16 protein-coding genes are annotated in these 16,027 nt (G+C 73.2%); 7 read left to right on the forward strand and 9 right to left on the reverse strand.

Features of this window, described 5'->3' with window-relative positions:
• Window positions 1–13: 13 nt before the first annotated feature.
• The gene (locus ACFYO8_RS05760) at window positions 14–463 is read right to left on the reverse strand and encodes a MarR family transcriptional regulator (RefSeq protein ID WP_354868084.1); all 450 of its coding nucleotides are present in this window, start codon (window positions 461–463) and stop codon (window positions 14–16) included.
• Between the two features lie 62 nt (window positions 464–525).
• Window positions 526–2,007 (reverse strand): NCS2 family permease, encoded by a 1,482-nt coding sequence (locus tag ACFYO8_RS05765; protein ID WP_354868081.1) that lies wholly within the window; start codon window positions 2,005–2,007, stop codon window positions 526–528.
• A 94-nt stretch (window positions 2,008–2,101) separates the two neighbouring features.
• Here ACFYO8_RS05765 and ACFYO8_RS05770 point away from each other — a divergent pair, with 94 nt between their 5' ends.
• Window positions 2,102–2,365: a DUF2530 domain-containing protein gene (locus tag ACFYO8_RS05770; protein ID WP_354868079.1), complete on the forward strand. Its 264-nt coding sequence runs from the start codon at window positions 2,102–2,104 to the stop codon at window positions 2,363–2,365.
• Between the two features lie 4 nt (window positions 2,366–2,369).
• On the opposite strand, the gene ACFYO8_RS05775 is transcribed toward ACFYO8_RS05770, so the two are convergent.
• Window positions 2,370–3,209 carry a DUF3027 domain-containing protein gene (locus tag ACFYO8_RS05775; RefSeq protein ID WP_354868076.1) on the reverse strand — a complete coding sequence of 280 codons (840 nt, stop codon included), beginning with the start codon at window positions 3,207–3,209 and terminating at the stop codon, window positions 2,370–2,372.
• A gap of 88 nt (window positions 3,210–3,297) precedes the next feature.
• On the opposite strand from ACFYO8_RS05775, the gene ACFYO8_RS05780 reads away from it, so the two are divergent.
• Together ACFYO8_RS05780 and ACFYO8_RS05785 are read left to right on the forward strand one after the other, a co-directional pair.
• On the forward strand, window positions 3,298–4,911 hold the full coding sequence (locus ACFYO8_RS05780) for an MFS transporter (protein ID WP_357707111.1): 1,614 nt from the start codon (window positions 3,298–3,300) through the stop codon (window positions 4,909–4,911).
• Window positions 4,908–5,588, forward strand: a complete 681-nt coding sequence (locus ACFYO8_RS05785; protein ID WP_357707109.1) for a futalosine hydrolase — start codon at window positions 4,908–4,910, stop codon at window positions 5,586–5,588. Before ACFYO8_RS05780 ends, ACFYO8_RS05785 begins: the two co-directional genes overlap by 4 nt.
• A 57-nt stretch (window positions 5,589–5,645) precedes the next feature.
• On the opposite strand, the gene ACFYO8_RS05790 is transcribed toward ACFYO8_RS05785, so the two are convergent.
• Entirely contained in the window at window positions 5,646–6,629 is a 984-nt protein-coding gene (locus ACFYO8_RS05790) for an NAD(P)-dependent alcohol dehydrogenase (RefSeq protein WP_357707107.1), read from the reverse strand.
• A 116-nt stretch (window positions 6,630–6,745) separates the two neighbouring features.
• Between ACFYO8_RS05790 and ACFYO8_RS05795 the strand changes: the two genes are divergently transcribed.
• Together ACFYO8_RS05795 and ACFYO8_RS05800 are read left to right on the forward strand one after the other, a co-directional pair.
• Window positions 6,746–7,456, forward strand: coding sequence for a TetR/AcrR family transcriptional regulator C-terminal domain-containing protein (locus ACFYO8_RS05795; protein WP_357707105.1), 711 nt, complete (start codon window positions 6,746–6,748; stop codon window positions 7,454–7,456).
• Between the two features lie 34 nt (window positions 7,457–7,490).
• Complete coding sequence (locus ACFYO8_RS05800) at window positions 7,491–8,321, forward strand: 1,4-dihydroxy-6-naphthoate synthase (RefSeq protein WP_357707103.1); 831 nt, start codon at window positions 7,491–7,493, stop codon at window positions 8,319–8,321.
• Here the strand turns inward: ACFYO8_RS05800 and ACFYO8_RS05805 are convergent.
• A complete protein-coding gene (locus ACFYO8_RS05805) occupies window positions 8,282–8,668 on the reverse strand; it encodes a cold-shock protein (RefSeq protein WP_073826071.1) in 387 nt (128 codons plus the stop codon). The genes ACFYO8_RS05800 and ACFYO8_RS05805 overlap by 40 nt on opposite strands.
• A 28-nt stretch (window positions 8,669–8,696) precedes the next feature.
• Window positions 8,697–9,320, reverse strand: a complete 624-nt coding sequence (locus tag ACFYO8_RS05810) for an HAD hydrolase-like protein (RefSeq protein ID WP_357707101.1) — start codon at window positions 9,318–9,320, stop codon at window positions 8,697–8,699.
• 37 nt (window positions 9,321–9,357) lie between these two features.
• On the opposite strand from ACFYO8_RS05810, the gene ACFYO8_RS05815 reads away from it, so the two are divergent.
• Window positions 9,358–11,820, forward strand: a complete 2,463-nt coding sequence (locus ACFYO8_RS05815) for a helicase-associated domain-containing protein (RefSeq protein ID WP_357707099.1) — start codon at window positions 9,358–9,360, stop codon at window positions 11,818–11,820.
• A gap of 1 nt (window position 11,821) precedes the next feature.
• Here ACFYO8_RS05815 and ACFYO8_RS05820 read toward each other — a convergent pair whose 3' ends face one another.
• A complete protein-coding gene (locus tag ACFYO8_RS05820) occupies window positions 11,822–12,058 on the reverse strand; it encodes a hypothetical protein (protein WP_269702695.1) in 237 nt (78 codons plus the stop codon).
• Between the two features lie 125 nt (window positions 12,059–12,183).
• Window positions 12,184–13,059 carry a L,D-transpeptidase gene (locus ACFYO8_RS05825; RefSeq protein ID WP_357707096.1) on the reverse strand — a complete coding sequence of 292 codons (876 nt, stop codon included), beginning with the start codon at window positions 13,057–13,059 and terminating at the stop codon, window positions 12,184–12,186.
• Between the two features lie 186 nt (window positions 13,060–13,245).
• Between ACFYO8_RS05825 and ACFYO8_RS05830 the strand changes: the two genes are divergently transcribed.
• Window positions 13,246–14,925 (forward strand): DNA repair helicase XPB, encoded by a 1,680-nt coding sequence (locus ACFYO8_RS05830; protein WP_357707094.1) that lies wholly within the window; start codon window positions 13,246–13,248, stop codon window positions 14,923–14,925.
• Window positions 14,926–14,977: 52 nt separating this feature from the next.
• Here the strand turns inward: ACFYO8_RS05830 and ACFYO8_RS05835 are convergent, their stop codons facing one another.
• Window positions 14,978–15,937, reverse strand: coding sequence for a zinc metalloprotease (locus tag ACFYO8_RS05835; protein ID WP_357707092.1), 960 nt, complete (start codon window positions 15,935–15,937; stop codon window positions 14,978–14,980).
• Window positions 15,938–16,027 lie beyond the last annotated feature (90 nt).

The raw sequence follows: 16,027 nt of genomic DNA on the forward strand, positions 1-16,027 counted from the left end.
GCGGTCGGCGGTGTCAGGCGCGAGCGATGCCCTGGAGGATTTCCGCGGCCCGTTGCAGCGTGTCGCGTTCGTCCTCGGTCAGTGCGGCCAGCCGGATGGCCAGCCATTCGTTCCGGGCCCGCTCGAACTGGTCGAGCACGGCCCGTCCCCCTTCGGTCGCCGCCAGGATGACCTGCCGTCCGTCGGTCGGATGGGGAGTACGCTGCACGAGGCCGCGTTCTTCCAACTTCGCGACGATCTTCGTCATCGTGGGCGGCTGCACCCGTTCGACGTCCGCCAGTTCCCGTGGCGTGAGGGCGCCCGCCAGCTTGAGGCTGGTGAGCGCCGACAACTGGGTGACCGTGAGGTCGCCGACCGGCCGGGCTTGTCGGACCCGCCGGTTGAGCCGGGTGATCGCATCTTGCAACTGAGGGGCCAGTTGCGCCGGTGGCACGCGTCTCGCCGTCACCGTTCGCTCCGTCACAACTAGTTAGCTTAACTAATGAGCCTGGCTAACGACATGCGTTATGACCAGGCTCACCAGCGTCAGAGCAACACGGACTCGACCGGCCCGCGCAGGAAGTACACGACGAACAGCGCGGCGACCCCGTACAGCAGGGGGTGGACCTCGCGGGCCTTGCCCTTGGCCACCTTCAGCAGCACGAAGCTGATCACGCCGGCGCCGATGCCGTTCGAGATCGAGTAGGTGAAGGGCATCAGCGCGATGGTGAGGAACGCCGGGATGGCGATCTCGTAGTCGGTCCAGTCGATCGTGCGGACCGCCGTCATCATCAGGAAGCCGACCACCACCAGCGCCGTCGAGGCAGCCTCGAACGGCACGATCAGCGACAGCGGCGCCAGGAACATGGCCAGCAGGAACAACGCGCCGGTGACCAGGTTGGCCACGCCGGTCCGGGCGCCCTCCGCGACGCCTGCGGCGCTCTCGATGTACGAGGTGTTGCTGGACACCGAGGCCGCGCCACCAGCGGCGGCGGCGATCGAGTCGACGAGCAGGATCTCCTTGGCCTTCGGCGGGGTGCCCGTCTCGTCGAGCATGTCCCCTTCCTGGCCGATCGCCACCATCGTGCCCATGGTGTCGAAGAAGTCCGTGATCAGCAGCGTGAAGATGAACATCAGCGGCACCAGCCAGCCGACCCGGCTCCACGAGTTGAGCACGTTGAACTGGCCCAGCAACGACAGGTCGGGCAGGTCCACGATCTGCTTGGGCAGCTCGGGCACGTTCAGCGCCCAGCCCTTCGGGTTCGGCTTGCCGTCGACGAAGGACGGGCCGACGTTGGCGATCGCCTCGACCACGATGGCCAGCACGGTGGAGGCCAGGATGCCGATCAGGATCGCGCCCCGGACCCGACGTACCACGAGGACCAGGGTGACCAGCAGGCCGACCACGAAGACCAGCATCGGCCAGCTGACGATCTTGCCGTTGATGCCCAGCCCCACCGGCACCGTGGAGTTCGCCGCGTCCGGCACCCGCCTGACGAAACCGGCGTCGACCAGGCCGATGATGGTCAGGAACAGACCGATACCGACGCCGATCGCGGTCTTGAGCTGTGTGGGCACCGAGCGGAACACCGCGGTACGCAGTCCGGTGAGCACCAGGATGCCGATCAGCACACCCTCGATGACCACCAGGCCCATCGCGTCCGCCCAGGTCATCTGCGGCGCGATCTCGTACGCCACGAGCGCGTTCACGCCGAGACCGGCCGCGAGCGCGATCGGGAACCGGGCCACCACGCCCATCAGGATGGTCATCAGGCCGGCGACGAGCGCGGTCGCGGCGGCGAGCGCCGGAATCGCGAGCGAACGCCCGTCGCCGTCCTTCCCGCTGCCCAGGATCAGCGGGTTCAACACCACGATGTACGCCATCGTGAAGAACGTCGCGAAGCCGCCTCGGATCTCCCGGCTCAGCGTCGACCGGCGTGCCGAGATCTCGAAAAAGCGGTCGAAGGCGTTTCGTGGGTGCGCCGGATCGGGCGGCGTGGCGTGATCCGGCGGCGGAGCAATGGACATCTGGTCCTCATCTAGGTTATCGGCTGGACTTTGTCGCGCGCATCGTCCCAGATCACCCACCAGGCAGGGAAGAACGATCACGTACGCTGGGCCGGTGTCACAGGAGCAACAGCCGCGGCCGGAGCCGCTCGACCCGCCGATGGTGCCGTTCGCCGTCGCCGGGCTGATCGCCTGGGCGGTGGCCGGCCTGGTGCTACTGGTCTTCTTCCGGGACTGGCTCACCGAATCCGGGCGTCAGAACTGGCTCTGGACCTGCCTCGCCGGTTTCCTGTGGGGCTTTCCCGGCCTGGCGGTGATGATGCGGCACGACGCCAACCGGCGTCGCCGGCGCGCGGCCGCCACGCTGCGACAGCCCTGACCGGTCAGGGGTGGCCGTACGGCTCCGCCGGCTCGGCCGCCTCCACCGAGCCCAGGGCCCGGCTCACGGTCATCGCCTCGACCGCGCTGTCGTCGTAGACGGTGGGCAGTTCGTCGACGGGCGTCTCCGGCGTCTCCACAAGCGCCTCGGAGTGCGCGCCGCACCCGTGGTCGGCGCTCACCACCCGGCCGTCGTCCGGGGCGTAGAAGTTGCCGCAGGCACCGAAGGCCAGGCGCAGCGAACCGGCGAGCGGCAGGTAGAAGCCGCAGGTGCCGCAGCGGGCCGCGGCCGGCGCGGCCGCCGAGATCGCGGCGTCCGGGCCGTGGTCGCCGTCGTACCAGCGCTGGGCGGCCTCGGCGCGGCCCTCCCGGGACAGCACCCGGGGGCGGCCCAGGCCCAGCTCCCAGGCGGTCTCCTCCACGGCCGGGTCGTCGGAGAGCAGATAGCCGGGAGCGAGCCGCTCGTCGTCGGCCGGGGTGAGCAGCAGATCGCCGGGGCCCAGGTCGCCCGGCTTGAGCCGCTCCTGCCAGGGCAGCCAGCCCGGGGCGAGCAGCGCGTCCGGGCCGGGCAGCAGCACCGTCTCGCAGATGGTGACGTGCCGGCTGCGCGGCACCCGGGTGACGGTGACGGCCCAGCGCCAGCCGCGATAACCGGCCATCCGGCACTCGAAGTAGTGGGTGACGACCCGATCGCCCTCGGCGACCGCTTGGAGATGATCGCCGATGTCGGTGGGCTCCACCTCGGTGATCGCGTCGCGGGCCACCTCGACGGCGGCGGCGCAGACCTGGTCGAGCCGGGGAGCGCGGGCGGAGGCGGGCCTGGTCACCCGACCATTGTTCCCCATGCCCGTCCACGAGCGACAGGCACTCCCCCGGAGTCATTCTCTCCGGGTGATGCGGCACACGTGAAGCGGATGGGCGAGGATGGGACGCATGGCGCTGTCCTCCCGCTCCGGCCGCTCCTTCCTCGGGCGGACCGTCGGCACCGGCATCCGCGCCACCCGGCTGCTGCTGCGGGGCTCGATGCGCGGCGGGCGCTGGATGACCCGGCGGGCCGGCACCGCCCGGGCCCGCAGCGCGGGCAACGAGGTGGGCATGGTCCGCCTGTTCGACCTGCACGCGCTCTCCTGCGCCGGTGACACGCTCATCGCGATCGGCCTGGCCGGGACGATCTTCTTCGACGTGCCGCTCGGCGAGGCGCGCAACAAGGTGGCTCTCTACCTGCTGGTGACCATGGTTCCGTTCGCCATGCTCGCCCCGGTGGTCGGCCCGCTGCTCGACCACTTCCGTCACGGCCGGCGGTACGCGCTGGCCGCCACCATGCTCGGCCGGGCGTTCCTGGCCTGGCTGATCTCCGACTACATCGGCGGCTTCGGGCTCTACCCGGCGGCGTTCGGCGTGCTCGCGCTCTCCCGCGCGTACGGGGTGGCCCGCTCGGCGGCGGTGCCGCGGCTGCTCCCCGAAGGGCTGGGGCTGTCCCAGGTCGGCGCGCGAGCGAGCGTCTACGGCACGGTGGCCGGCGCGCTCGTCGCGCCGATCGGGCTGGCCGCGTTCTGGTTCGGGCCGCAGTGGCCGCTTCGGGTCGCCTCGGTGATCTTCGTGATCGGCATGGTGATCTCGCTCCGGTTGCCGCCGAAGGCCGACTCCGAGCCGCCCGAGCGGTTGCCGCACCCGCTGCGCGCGCTGCGCCGCCGGGACGGCGAGCGCCCGCTGGGCCGGGGCCGCCCCAGCGGCCGGCTGGTGATCGCCACGCTGATCGGCGCGGCGGCGCTGCGCGGGCTCTACGGCTTCCTGCTGCTGTTCCTGGCCTTCGCGATCAAGGCCGGTGACCTGACCACCGATTTCTTCGGCCGCGACCTCGGCGCCCAGGGCGCGCTGGGCCTGGTCGGCGGCGCGCTGGCGGTCGGCACGTTCCTGGCCACCGCGCTCGGCACGCGGCTGCGCATCCACCGGCCGACCGCCCTGCAGTCCAGCGGCACGATAGTGGTGGCCGGCGTGGCGGTGCTCGCCGCGCTGAAGTTCTCGCTGCCGATGGTGGCGCTGCTCTGCCTGGTGGCCGCGATGATGAGCGGGATCGCCAAGCTCGCGGTGGACGCCTCGATCCAGGAACGCATCCCGGAGCGGCTGCGGGCCAGCTCGTTCGCGCACTCGGAGACCGCGCTGATGCTGGCGTTCGTGGCCGGGGGCGGGCTCGGGCTGGTGCCGTTCACCGGTCTGGTCGGCGTGACGGTGGCCGCCGTGGTGGCCGCGCTGGTGGCCGTACGCGGCGTGCTGGTCGCCGGCAAGCTGCGCGGCGAGCACCTGGCCGGCCGGCCGCTGGGCGACGAGGAACTGGGGGCGGAGCAGGCCGCCCGGGCCGAGGAACCGGCCGCCACCTCGTTCGACGACCCGGCGCCCACGTCACCGGCGCCGCAGCGCCCCGGCCCGCCGGACGACGACGGGCTGGCGCCGCCCGGCTTCCACATCTACCGGCCGTCCTCCTCGGTGGGCGGCCCCGGCGGCGTCGAGGACACCGAGCGGCGCGATCCCCGGGGGCCGGTGGCGTGAGCGGCTTGCTCGTGGTCACGGCCGTGCCGGCCGAGGCCGAGGCGATCCGTGCCGGGCTCACCGCACCGGACCGGACGACATCGCGCGTGACGCCGCCGGATGTCACGGTGCTGCCGGTCGGGGTCGGCCCGGCCGTCGCCGGGGCTGCCACGGCGCGGCTGCTGGCGCTGGCCGAGGCGGCCGGGCGGCCGTACCGGGCGGTGGTCAGCGCCGGCATCGCCGGAGGGTTCGTCGGCCGGGTCGCTGTGGGCGGCACGGTGCTCGCCGACCGCAGCGTCGCCGCCGACCTCGGCGCCGAGTCGCCGGGCGGTTTCATCCCGGTCGAGGACCTGGGCATGCCTCCCGAGCTGCTGGGCGGCGGCCGGACCGTGCCCGCCGATCCGGGCCTGCTGGCCCGTCTGCGCGCCGCGCTGCCGGGGGCCACGGTCGGCACGGTGCTCACCGTCAGCACGGTGACCGGCACCGCCGCCAGCACCGCGGCGCTCGCCGAACGGCACCCGGACGCGGTGGCCGAGGCCATGGAGGGGTACGGCGTGGCGGTCGCCGCCGCCCAGGCCGGTGTGCCCTTCGCCGAGCTGCGGACCGTCTCCAACCCGATCGGCCCGCGCGACCGGAGCGCGTGGCGCATGCGCGAGGCGTTCACCGCGCTCACCGCCGCCGCTGCCGCCCTCCACTGATCTTGTCCACCTGTGGACAACCCTGTGGACAACTCGTCGGGCTGGGGACGGACGGCCTCAGACCGTGATGACGACCTTGGCTCGCGCGTGCTCGGCTTCCAGGTAGCGGACGGCCTCGGGCACCTCGTGCAGCGGGTAGGCGCGGTCGACGACCGGCGTGAGGCGGCCGGCCTCGGCGTACTCGCGCAGCGCGTCGAGGTGCGCCCGGCCGGGTGACGTGGCGAGGACGACGACGCGCTGCCGGACGAACGGCGCCAGCAGCCGTCCCCGCGCCAGCAGCCCGACGGGGCCGAGCAGGCTGCCGCCGCGGTAGACGCCGCCGCCGGAGAGCACGAGCGTCCCGGCCGGCGTGAGCGCGCGCCGCAGCGCGGTCAGGGAGTGGTTGCCGACGAGGTCGAACACCACGTCGTGGCGGTCTCCCGCGCGGGTGAAGTCGTCGCGGGTGTAGTCGACCACGTGGTCCGCGCCGAGCGAGTGGACCAGCGCGACGTTGCGGGTGCTGCACACGCCGGTAACCGTCGCGCCGAGCGCCTTCGCCAGCTGGACGGCGAGCGTGCCGACGCCGCCGGAGGCCCCGTTGATCAGGACGCGGTGACCGGGCCGGACCTGCCCGGCGTCCCGCAGCCCCTGGAGCGCGGTGACGCCTGCGAGCGGCAGGGCCGCCGCCTGCGCCGGCGTCAGGTTCGCCGGCCGCGGCGCGACCAGGTGCTCGGGTACGCACACGTACTCGGCGAACGCGCCGTCGGCCTCGCCGAGGTCACCGAAGACGGCGTCGCCGGGGCGCACCTGCCGCACCTGGGCGCCGACTGCCTCGACCCGGCCGGCGAAGTCGCGGCCACGGACGCGGGCCCGGGGCCGCCCGAGGCCGAGCGCCAGCCGCGACAGCCGGGGGTCGCCGCGCATGACGTGCCAGTCGTACGCGTTCAACGCGGCGGCCTCGACCCGGACGAGGACGTCACCGGGGCCGGGCTCGGGCGTCTCGACGTCGGCGAGCGTGAGTGTCTCCGGGGGGCCGTACCGGTCCTGGACGATCGCCTTCATGTCCCACTCCCTCCCAGGTGTACGGCGTACACCCTGATAGGACCAGGCTAGGTGTACGCCGTACACCAGTCAAGGCGGTTACTGTGTCAACGGCCACCGGGAGGACTGGGGACGACATGGCTGAGCAGGTGGAAACGGTGCGCCGGGCACCCCTGACCAGGGACCGCGTCCTGCGTGCCGCCGTCGCGCTCGCCGACCAGACCGGGATCGAGTCGCTCAGCATGCGCAACCTCGCGCAGGATCTGGGCGTCGTGCCGATGGCCCTCTACAAGCACGTCGCCAACAAGGACGAACTGCTCGACGGCATGATCGACATCGTCGTCGCGGAGATCGACCCGCCGGCCGCCGGCGACTGGAAGCAGGCGATCCGCCGCCGCGTCCTGTCGGCGCGACGGATGCTGCTCCGCCACCCCTGGGCCTCGCTGGCGATCGAGTCCCGGACCATGGCCACACCGGCCGTGCTCGCCTACCTCGACTCGACTGTCGGCGCGTTGCGGGCGGGCGGATTCTCCACCGACCTGGCTCACCACGTCATGCACGCGCTGGGCAGCCGGGTGCTGGGCTTCAGCCAGGAACTGTTCGACGCCTCCCGGCAGGCCGGCCGGTCCGGCGCGACGGTGCCCGAGGCGCCGGCCGATCTGCCGCCGGAGATGGCCGCCCGGTTCCCCAACCTCGCGGCCATCGCCACGGCGGCGTCCCACGACGACGACTCCGTCGTCGGGCCGGGCTGCGACGACCAGTTCGAGTTCGAGTTCGCGCTGGACCTGCTGCTGGACGGCATCGAGCGGCTGCACCGGGACGGCTGGACGTCACACCGGACGCCGTGACCGGCGGGCCGGGCGCCGGGGTTACGGTGGGACAGTGGCGCTCTCCCTGGCGATCTCCCCCTGCCCCAACGACACGTTCGTCTTCGACGCCCTGGTGCACGGCCGCGTGCCCGGCGCGCCCGCGGTCGAGGTGACCTACGCGGACGTCGACGTCACGAACACCGCCGCCGAGCGGGGGGCGTTCGACCTGGTAAAGGTGAGCTACGCGGCGCTGCCCTGGCTGCTCGACGACTACCACCTGCTGCCCTGCGGCGGCGCGCTTGGCCGGGGCTGCGGCCCGCTGGTGCTGACCCGGGGGGACCGGACCGACCTGTCCGGCGCGACGGTGGCGGTGCCCGGCGAGCGGACCACGGCGTACCTGCTGTTCCGCCTCTGGGCGGCCGGCCAGGCCCCGGCGCGCATCGAGGTGGTGCCGTTCCACGAGATCATGCCGGGCGTGGCCGCCGGCCGGTACGACGCGGGCCTGGTCATCCACGAGGCGCGCTTCACCTACCCGCGGCACGGGTTGACCGCGCTGGTCGACCTGGGCGAGTGGTGGGAGGGCGACACCGGGCTGCCGATCCCGCTCGGCGCGATCCTGGCCCGGCGGGGCGCTGTCGACCCGGTCGAGGCCGCCGCCTGGATCCGCGAGTCGGTACGCCAGGCGTGGGCCGACCCGGAGGCCAGCCGGGAGTACGTCCTCGCGCACGCGCAGGAGATGGAGCCCGACGTGGTGGACCGGCACATCGGCCTCTACGTCAACGAGTTCACCGCCGACCTGGGAGAGGCCGGCTTCGCCGCGGTGGAGGCGCTGCTGGGCCGGGCCGCCGACGCCGGGCTCGTGCCTCAGACCTCCAGCTCGCGCGCCACCGCGTGGACCAGCTGAGCGATCTTCTGGGCGGCCTTGCGGTCCGGGAAGCGACCCCGGCGCAGGTCCGGCTGCACCTTCGCCTCCAGCACCTTGATCATGTCTTCCACCAGGCCGTGAAGTTCCTCCGCCGGCCGGCGGCGCAGCTCCGCCACCGACGGCGGGGCCTCCAGCAGCTTGACCCCCATCGCCTGGGCGCCCCGCCGGCTGTCGACCACGCTGAAATCGACCCGCTGGCCACCCTTCAGGTCGGCGACACCCGCCGGTAGCGCGCCCTTCGGCAGGAACACGTCGCCACCCTCGTCACTGGTGACGAACCCGTACCCCTTGGCGGCGTCGTACCACTTCACTCGACCCGTCGGCACCTGTTGAACCCCGCTCCACTCGAACCGTCTACCCCTCCAAGGCTAGCCCGATGATCCGGTCCAGCGCCCTCGGGAATTCGACGAGATCATCAAGTACCAGGTACGCCCCGGCCTCGGTCAGTTCGTCGGCCGGGCAGGGACCGGTCGCCACTGCCACGCCCGGGATTCCCGCCGCCCGCGCGGCGGCCATGTCGGCCACGTGGTCGCCGACGTACAGCGTGGCACCGTGCTCGCGTAAGGCGACCGCCTTCTGCTCGGCGAACACGTCCCCGGCCAGCTCGTCCACTGGTAGCCCGAGGTGGTCCAGGTGCAGCTTCGCCAACCGCCCGATCTTGGAGGTCACCAGCATCACCCGCCCACCGCGCTCCCGCACCGCGCGCAGCGCGGCCTCCGCACCCGGCATCGGCACGGTCGGAGTGATCGCGTACGCCGGATACAGCTCCCGGTAGAGCGTTACCGCCTCCTCGACGCGCTCCGGCGGGAACCAGTGCGCCAGCTCGGTACGCAGCGGCGGGCCCAGCCGGGAGACGGCCAGGTCAGCGTCGACCGGCACGCCCGTGCGCTCGGTCAACGCCCGGTAGGCGGCCGCGATACCGGGGCGCGAGTCGACCAGTGTCATGTCGAGGTCGAAGCCGACCATCAGCGGAGGCATGCCGAGAACGTACCCAGCGGGCTAGCGTGGTACGACGATGACCACCTCACTCGCCGACCACCTGCGGGCCCTCCCCGACGAGTCCCTGGCCGCCCTGCTCCAACTGCGGCCGGACCTCGTCGTGCCGGTGCCGGCCGACGTGTCCGCCCTCGCCCTGCGCGCCCAGTCCCGGGTCTCCGTGGCCCGGGCGCTCGACGGGCTGGACCAGTTCACCCTCCAGATCCTCGACGCCGCCCGGCTCACCCGCGATCCGGAGGGCGCCACCTCCACCGACCAGATCCTGGCCATGGCCACCGCCGGGCCGCAGCCGCCCGCACCCACAGCGGTCCGCGCCGCCGTCGACCGGCTCCGGGCCCGGTTCCTGCTGTACGGCCCCGAGCACGCCCTGTGCGTGGCCGGCGGCATCGACGAGGTGTCCCCGTACCCGGCAGGGCTGGGGCGACCGGCGGCGGAGCTGGACCCGCGCGCGGCCGCGCTCTGCGCGGACCCGGCGAAACTGCGGCGAACGCTGCTGTCCGCGCCGCCCTCGGCCCGTGCCGTCCTGGACCGGCTCGCCGCCGGGCCACCGGTCGGAACCGTGGCGCCCGGCGCGCTGGAGGCCCCCGCCACCGGCGCCGAGGACGTGCTCCCGCCGGACCTGGTGAACGGCGGCGCCCCGACCGGCTCGCCGATCCGCTGGCTGGTCGAGCACCGGCTGCTGGTCCGGATGTCCGGCGGCCGCAACGGCACCGTCGAGCTGCCCCGCGAGGTGGGGCTGGTGCTGCGCCGCGACGCCGGTCCGCTCGGCCCGCTGCGCACCAGCCCACCGGCGGTGTCCGGGCCGCCGCGCGAGGTCAAGTCCGTCGACTCGGCCGGGGCCGGGCAGACCATGGAGGTGGTCCGGCACATCGAGGCGATGCTGGAGGCGCTGACCGCGGAACCCGCCCCGGTGCTGCGCTCCGGCGGCGTCGGCGTCCGCGACCTGCGGCGGCTCGCCCGCGGGCTCGGGCTGGACGAGCCGACCACCGCGCTGCTGTTCGAGGTGGCGTACGCGGCCGGGCTGACCGGGGAGATGGAGCTGACCGGCGCGGCCACCACCCGGTACGGCGGTGACCAGCAGATCCTGCCCACCGGCGGGTACGAGGTGTGGCGCGCGGTGTCGCTGGCCCAGCGCTGGGAGCAGCTCGCCCGCGCCTGGATGTCGATGCCCCGCCAGGCCGGTCTGATCGGCCAGCGCGACGACCGGGACCGGCCCATCTCGGTGCTCTCCGCCGAGGCGGAACGGGCCGGTGCCCCGGCCGCCCGGCGCGCGGTGCTCGCCGTGCTGGCCGATCTGCCACCCGGCACCGCCCCTACCCCGGACGAGGTGCTGGAGCTGCTGGACTGGCGCGCGCCCCGGCGGGCCCGGGGGCGGGAGGCGGCGCACCGGGAGGTGCTCGCCGAGGCCGCCACGCTGGGCGTGACCGGGCTCGGCGCGCTCACCTCGTACGGGCGGCTGCTGCTCGCCGAGCTGACCGAGGCCGACGAGCGCGGCGACGACCCGCTCGGGCTGCGCTCCGACGCCGAGTCGGGCGACGCCTCGACGACGGTACGGGCGCTGGACGCGCTGCTGCCCGCCCCGGTCGACCACGTCCTGGTGCAGGCCGACCTGACGGTGGTGGTGCCCGGCCCGCCCGACCCGGCGCTCGCCGCCGAGCTGGACGTGGTGGCCGAGCACGAGTCGGCGGGCGGCGCCAGCGTGCACCGGGTCACCACGGCGAGCATCAGGCGGGCGCTCGACGCCGGCTACACCGCCGACGACCTGCACGCGCTGTTCCGCCGACGGTCGCGCACCCCGGTGCCGCAGGGCCTGACCTACCTGGTCGACGACGCGGCCCGCAAGCACGGCGGGCTGCGCGTCGGGTCGGCCGGCGCGTACGTGCGCAGCGACGACGAGGCGCTGCTCAGCGAGGTCCAGGCGGACCGGCGACTGGAGCCGCTGGCGTTCCGCCGGCTCGCGCCCACGGTGCTGGTCACCCCGTACCAGGTCAACCGGATGCTCACCGCGTTGCGCGACGCCGGGTACGCCCCGGTGCCCGAGGACGCCAGCGGAGTGATGGTGCTGGCACGCCCGAAGACCCGGCGGGCGCCGGCCCGTACCGCGAGCGGTCGTGCGGTCGACCCGCTCGCCACGCCGAAGCTGCCGATGCCCCGCCTGCTCGGCGTGGTGGAGCAGATCCGCCGGGGCGAGGCGGCGGCCCGGGCCGCACGGCGGGCCCCGGCGGTGGTCCGCGGTGGCGCGGCGGCGGGCGGCCCCGCGCCCGTGTCCGGGCACGGCGACGCGCTGGCGGTGCTCCAGCAGGCGGTACGGGACAAGGCGCTGGTCTGGGTGGGCTACGTCGACGCGCACGGGGCGACCGCGTCCCGGCTGGTCCGGCCGGTGTCGATCGGCGCGGGCTATCTGCGCGCCGAGGACGACCGGACGGAGATGCTGCACACGTTCGCGCTGCACCGGATCACGGCCGCCGTGCTGGAGGAGTGAGCTACTCCCCGTTGCGGCGCAGCGTGCCGATCACCGACACGGCCAGCAGCAACGCGAACGCGGTGCCGGCCGCCTCACCCACCGAGTCGACGAAGCCCTGCTGCTGCACCAGCAGCCCGAACAGGAACCAGCCGAACACCCCCGCCGCGGCGGCCGCGTAGGCGAGCACCACCGCCGTGGGCACCTCCTGCTGCCGCGCCCGTTCGTCCTCGGGAAGCACGTCCTGGTCAACGGTCATGGCAGTCCCTCCCCGTACCGGCATGGACCCGGCTTCCAGGGTTACACCAACCGGACCGCGCGGACAGGGGTTAAAACCCTGATCCGGGCGGTCCGGACACGGGTGCGGGCGGGCCCCGGGCCGGCTCAGGTGCCGGGGCGGCGGCCGATCACCACCACGCGGGTGCCGACCGAGCCCAACTCCCACAGGCGTACCGCGTCGCGGTGCAGCAGGTTGACGCAGCCGTGCGAGCCGATCGCGCCGTTGTGCAGGTAGGTGGTGGTCTCGTGGAAGCCGATCCCGCCGTTGAACTGCTGCCAGTACGGCAGCCACACCTCGTACGGGTTGGACCACTCGCGCGGGTTCTTCCGGCCCACCGAGTACGTGCCGGCCGGGGTGGCGTAGCCGGACATGCCCGTACGGGTGACTGTCGGGCCCATCACCACGGTGCCGCCGCGCATCGCCCAGACCGTCTGCCGGGTCAGGTCGACGCAGAAGGTGAGCCGGGAACCGCCCTTGCACCGCGCGGTGTCGGTGGCGGCGAGCCGCTTCGCCACGTCGTACGTGGTGGGCCCGGCGCGGCCGGAGGACGGGCTGATCTCGTACCGGATCTGGAACTTCTTGATCGCCGCGCAGTCGGCGGCGGACTGCTCGCCGTCCACGGTCAGCGTCCCGAAGCCGCCCAGCCGGGTCAGGTACGTCTCCACGGCCCGCTGGTGCTCACCCTGCGGGCACCCGGCGGACGCGCTCGGCTTGGGCTTGGGCTTGGTCGTCTTCGTCGCCTCCGGCGACCGGGAGGGTTTCGGCGAGGCCGTCCGGCTCGGCTGCGCCGACGGGGACGTGGCCGGCTGCTCCGGCGCGGGCGACGCGCTCGCCCCCGATGCTTCCTCCGTCAGCCCGACCGGGCCGGGGGTGCTCCCCCCGGCGCCTTCCGTCTGCGGATCGAGCGCACAGGCGCCGACACCGACCAGCACGACCACCGCCAGGGCGGTGGCCCGTGCGAGAAACCGGACACGCTGCATGGGCCCTCCCTGGACAATCGTCCCGCTTGCTAGACGTGTGAGACGAGTATGGCGTTGCCTGTCCAGCGAGACTTTTTTGCGGCACCCTCCGGCGTGCAACACTGGATGGTCGGCCTGCGGCAGGTCAGCCGGGGTGCGGACCGGGTTCCGGGCGGCGGGTTCCGGGCGATGCGAGAGGACGCTGGCGTGAGCGGTGGACCACTGATCGTGCAGTCGGACAAGACGCTGCTGCTGGAGGTGGATCACCCCGACGCGCAGGCGTGCCGGATGGCGATCGCGCCGTTCGCCGAGCTGGAACGCTCCCCCGAACACGTGCACACCTACCGGCTCACGCCGCTGGGCCTGTGGAACGCCCGGGCCGCCGGCCACGACGCCGAGGGCGTGGTCGACTCGCTGATCAAGTACTCCCGCTACCCGGTGCCGCACGGGCTGCTGGTCGACGTGGCCGAGACGATGGACCGGTACGGCCGGCTCCAGCTCGCCAACGACCCGGTGCACGGCCTGGTGCTGCGCGCGCTGGACCGGGTGGTGCTGATCGAGGTCGCCAAGAGCAAGAAGCTCGCCGGCATGCTCGGCGCCAAGATCGACGACGACACCATCGCGGTGCACCCGTCCGAGCGGGGGCGGCTCAAGCAGGCGCTGCTGAAGCTGGGCTGGCCCGCCGAGGACCTGGCCGGCTACGTGGACGGCGAGGCGCACCAGATCGAGCTGGCCGAGTCCGGCAAGGACGGCGGCAAGCCGTGGACGCTGCGGTCGTACCAGCGGGAGGCGGTCGAGGCGTTCTGGGCCGGCGGGTCCGGCGTGGTGGTGCTGCCGTGTGGCGCCGGCAAGACGCTGGTCGGCGCGGCGGCGATGGCCGAGGCGAAGGCCACCACGCTGATCCTGGTCACCAACACGGTGGCGGGACGGCAGTGGAAGCGGGAGCTGATCGCCCGCACGTCGCTGACCGAGGAGGAGATCGGCGAGTACTCCGGCGAGCGCAAGGAGATCCGCCCGGTCACCATCGCCACGTACCAGGTGCTCACCTCGCGGCGCGGCGGCGCGTTCACCCACCTGGACCTGTTCGGCGCCCGCGACTGGGGCCTGGTCGTCTACGACGAGGTGCACCTGCTGCCCGCGCCGATCTTCCGCTTCACGGCGGACCTCCAGGCCCGCCGCCGGCTCGGCCTCACCGCGACTCTGGTACGCGAGGACGGCCGGGAGGGCGACGTGTTCAGCCTGATCGGCCCGAAGCGGTACGACGCGCCGTGGAAGGACATCGAGCAGCAGGGCTGGATCGCCCCGGCGGAGTGCACCGAGGTACGGGTGACGCTCACCGACGCCGAGCGGCTGACGTACGCGACGGCGGAGGCCGAGGAGCGTTACCGGATGGCGGCCACCGCCCGCACCAAGCTGCCGGTGGTGCGGGCTCTGGTGGACCGGCACCCGTCCGAGCAGGTGCTCGTCATCGGCGGGTTCCTCGACCAGTTGCACCAGTTGGGCGAATACCTGGACGCGCCGATCGTGCAGGGCTCCACCACGAACAAGGAGCGGGAGCGGCTGTTCGACGCGTTCCGCTCCGGCGAGGTCCGCACCCTGGTCATCTCCAAGGTCGGGAACTTCTCCATCGACCTGCCGGAGGCGGCGGTGGCGATCCAGGTGTCCGGCACGTTCGGCTCGCGGCAGGAGGAGGCGCAGCGGCTGGGCCGGGTGCTACGCCCGAAGGCCGACGGCCGGCAGGCGCACTTCTACACCGTCGTCTCCCGGGACACCATCGACACCGAGTACGCCGCGCACCGGCAGCGGTTCCTCGCCGAGCAGGGGTACGCGTACACCATCGTGGACGCCGACGACGTGCTCGGACCGTCGTTGCCGAGCGTCGACTGACCGGCGTGCCGGCCGGGCGGGCCGCCGTGGTGCGGCCCGCCCGGTCTGGCGGTCAGCCCTTGCCGCTGGCGCGGAACGCGACCCAGGCGTCGCTCATCCGGTCGGCCTGGCCCGGGGTGAACATATTCATGCAGGAGTCCTGCGTGTAGTCCATGAAGTTGTGGATCGGGTCCAGCCCCGGCGCGGTGCAGGTGTCCGCCCCGATCGGGCAGTTGAACTGCGGCGCCGCCTCACGCGGCGTGTCCGCCACGAAGTCGCCGGAGGCGGAGCAGCCGTGCGCGAACGTGTGCTCCAGCATCAGCCAGTGCCCCACCTCGTGCGTCAGCGTGTCGCCGAGCGCGTACTTGCCGGCCGTGCCGCCCGGCATCGACTCGTCGAGCATCACCACGCCGTCGATGTAGTCGCGGCCGTTGTTGTAGCCCTTGGGGAAGTACGCCCAGCCGAGCAGCCCGTCACCGATGTTCGCCGCGTAGACGTTCAGGGTGCGGGAGTCGCCGGTGTAGAGCGCCTTCTTCATGTCCCGCTCGTTCTTGCCCGGCACCACCGTGTACCAGGCGCTGTTGACGGTCCAGGTGGTGTCCACGAGCGAGAAGCGGAACGGCGTGTTCGACGCGTCGGCCGCGGTACGACCGGCGAACGAGTCGTTGAGCACCGTCATCTGCGCCGAGATGAGCGTGTTCCAGCGGGCCTTCTCGGCAGCGCTCAGCTCGTGGTCCGCGATCATGTGGAAGACCGTCGGCACGGTGACGGTGCCGTTCGGCAGGCGCGGCGCGTCCTTGATGACGCCGTACGCCTTGGCCTCGTTCGTCGAGTAGAGCTCGGGCTCCTTGACGGTGGCGCCCTCGCGTACCCGGGCGGCGCTGTGCGCGTCGGCGCCCGGCGCGCACTCGGCGACTGCGGGTGAGGCGGTCCCGGGCGCGGCAGTGGCCGCGACGGGGGCTCCCCCGCCGGTCAGGACGGCGGCGGCTGCAGCAGCCAGCACGGCCAGGTGGATCGTCGGTTTCCTGTGCATCGTTGGCCTTTCGAGAGAGGCATGAAAGGAGTACCGACGCGGGGTTGTCAAAGCTGCGGATCAATGACGTCGTCGTTCCGCCATAAGACC

The sequence above is a fragment of the Micromonospora sp. NPDC005257 genome (assembly GCF_042872445.1).
Lineage (GTDB): Bacteria > Actinomycetota > Actinomycetes > Mycobacteriales > Micromonosporaceae > Micromonospora.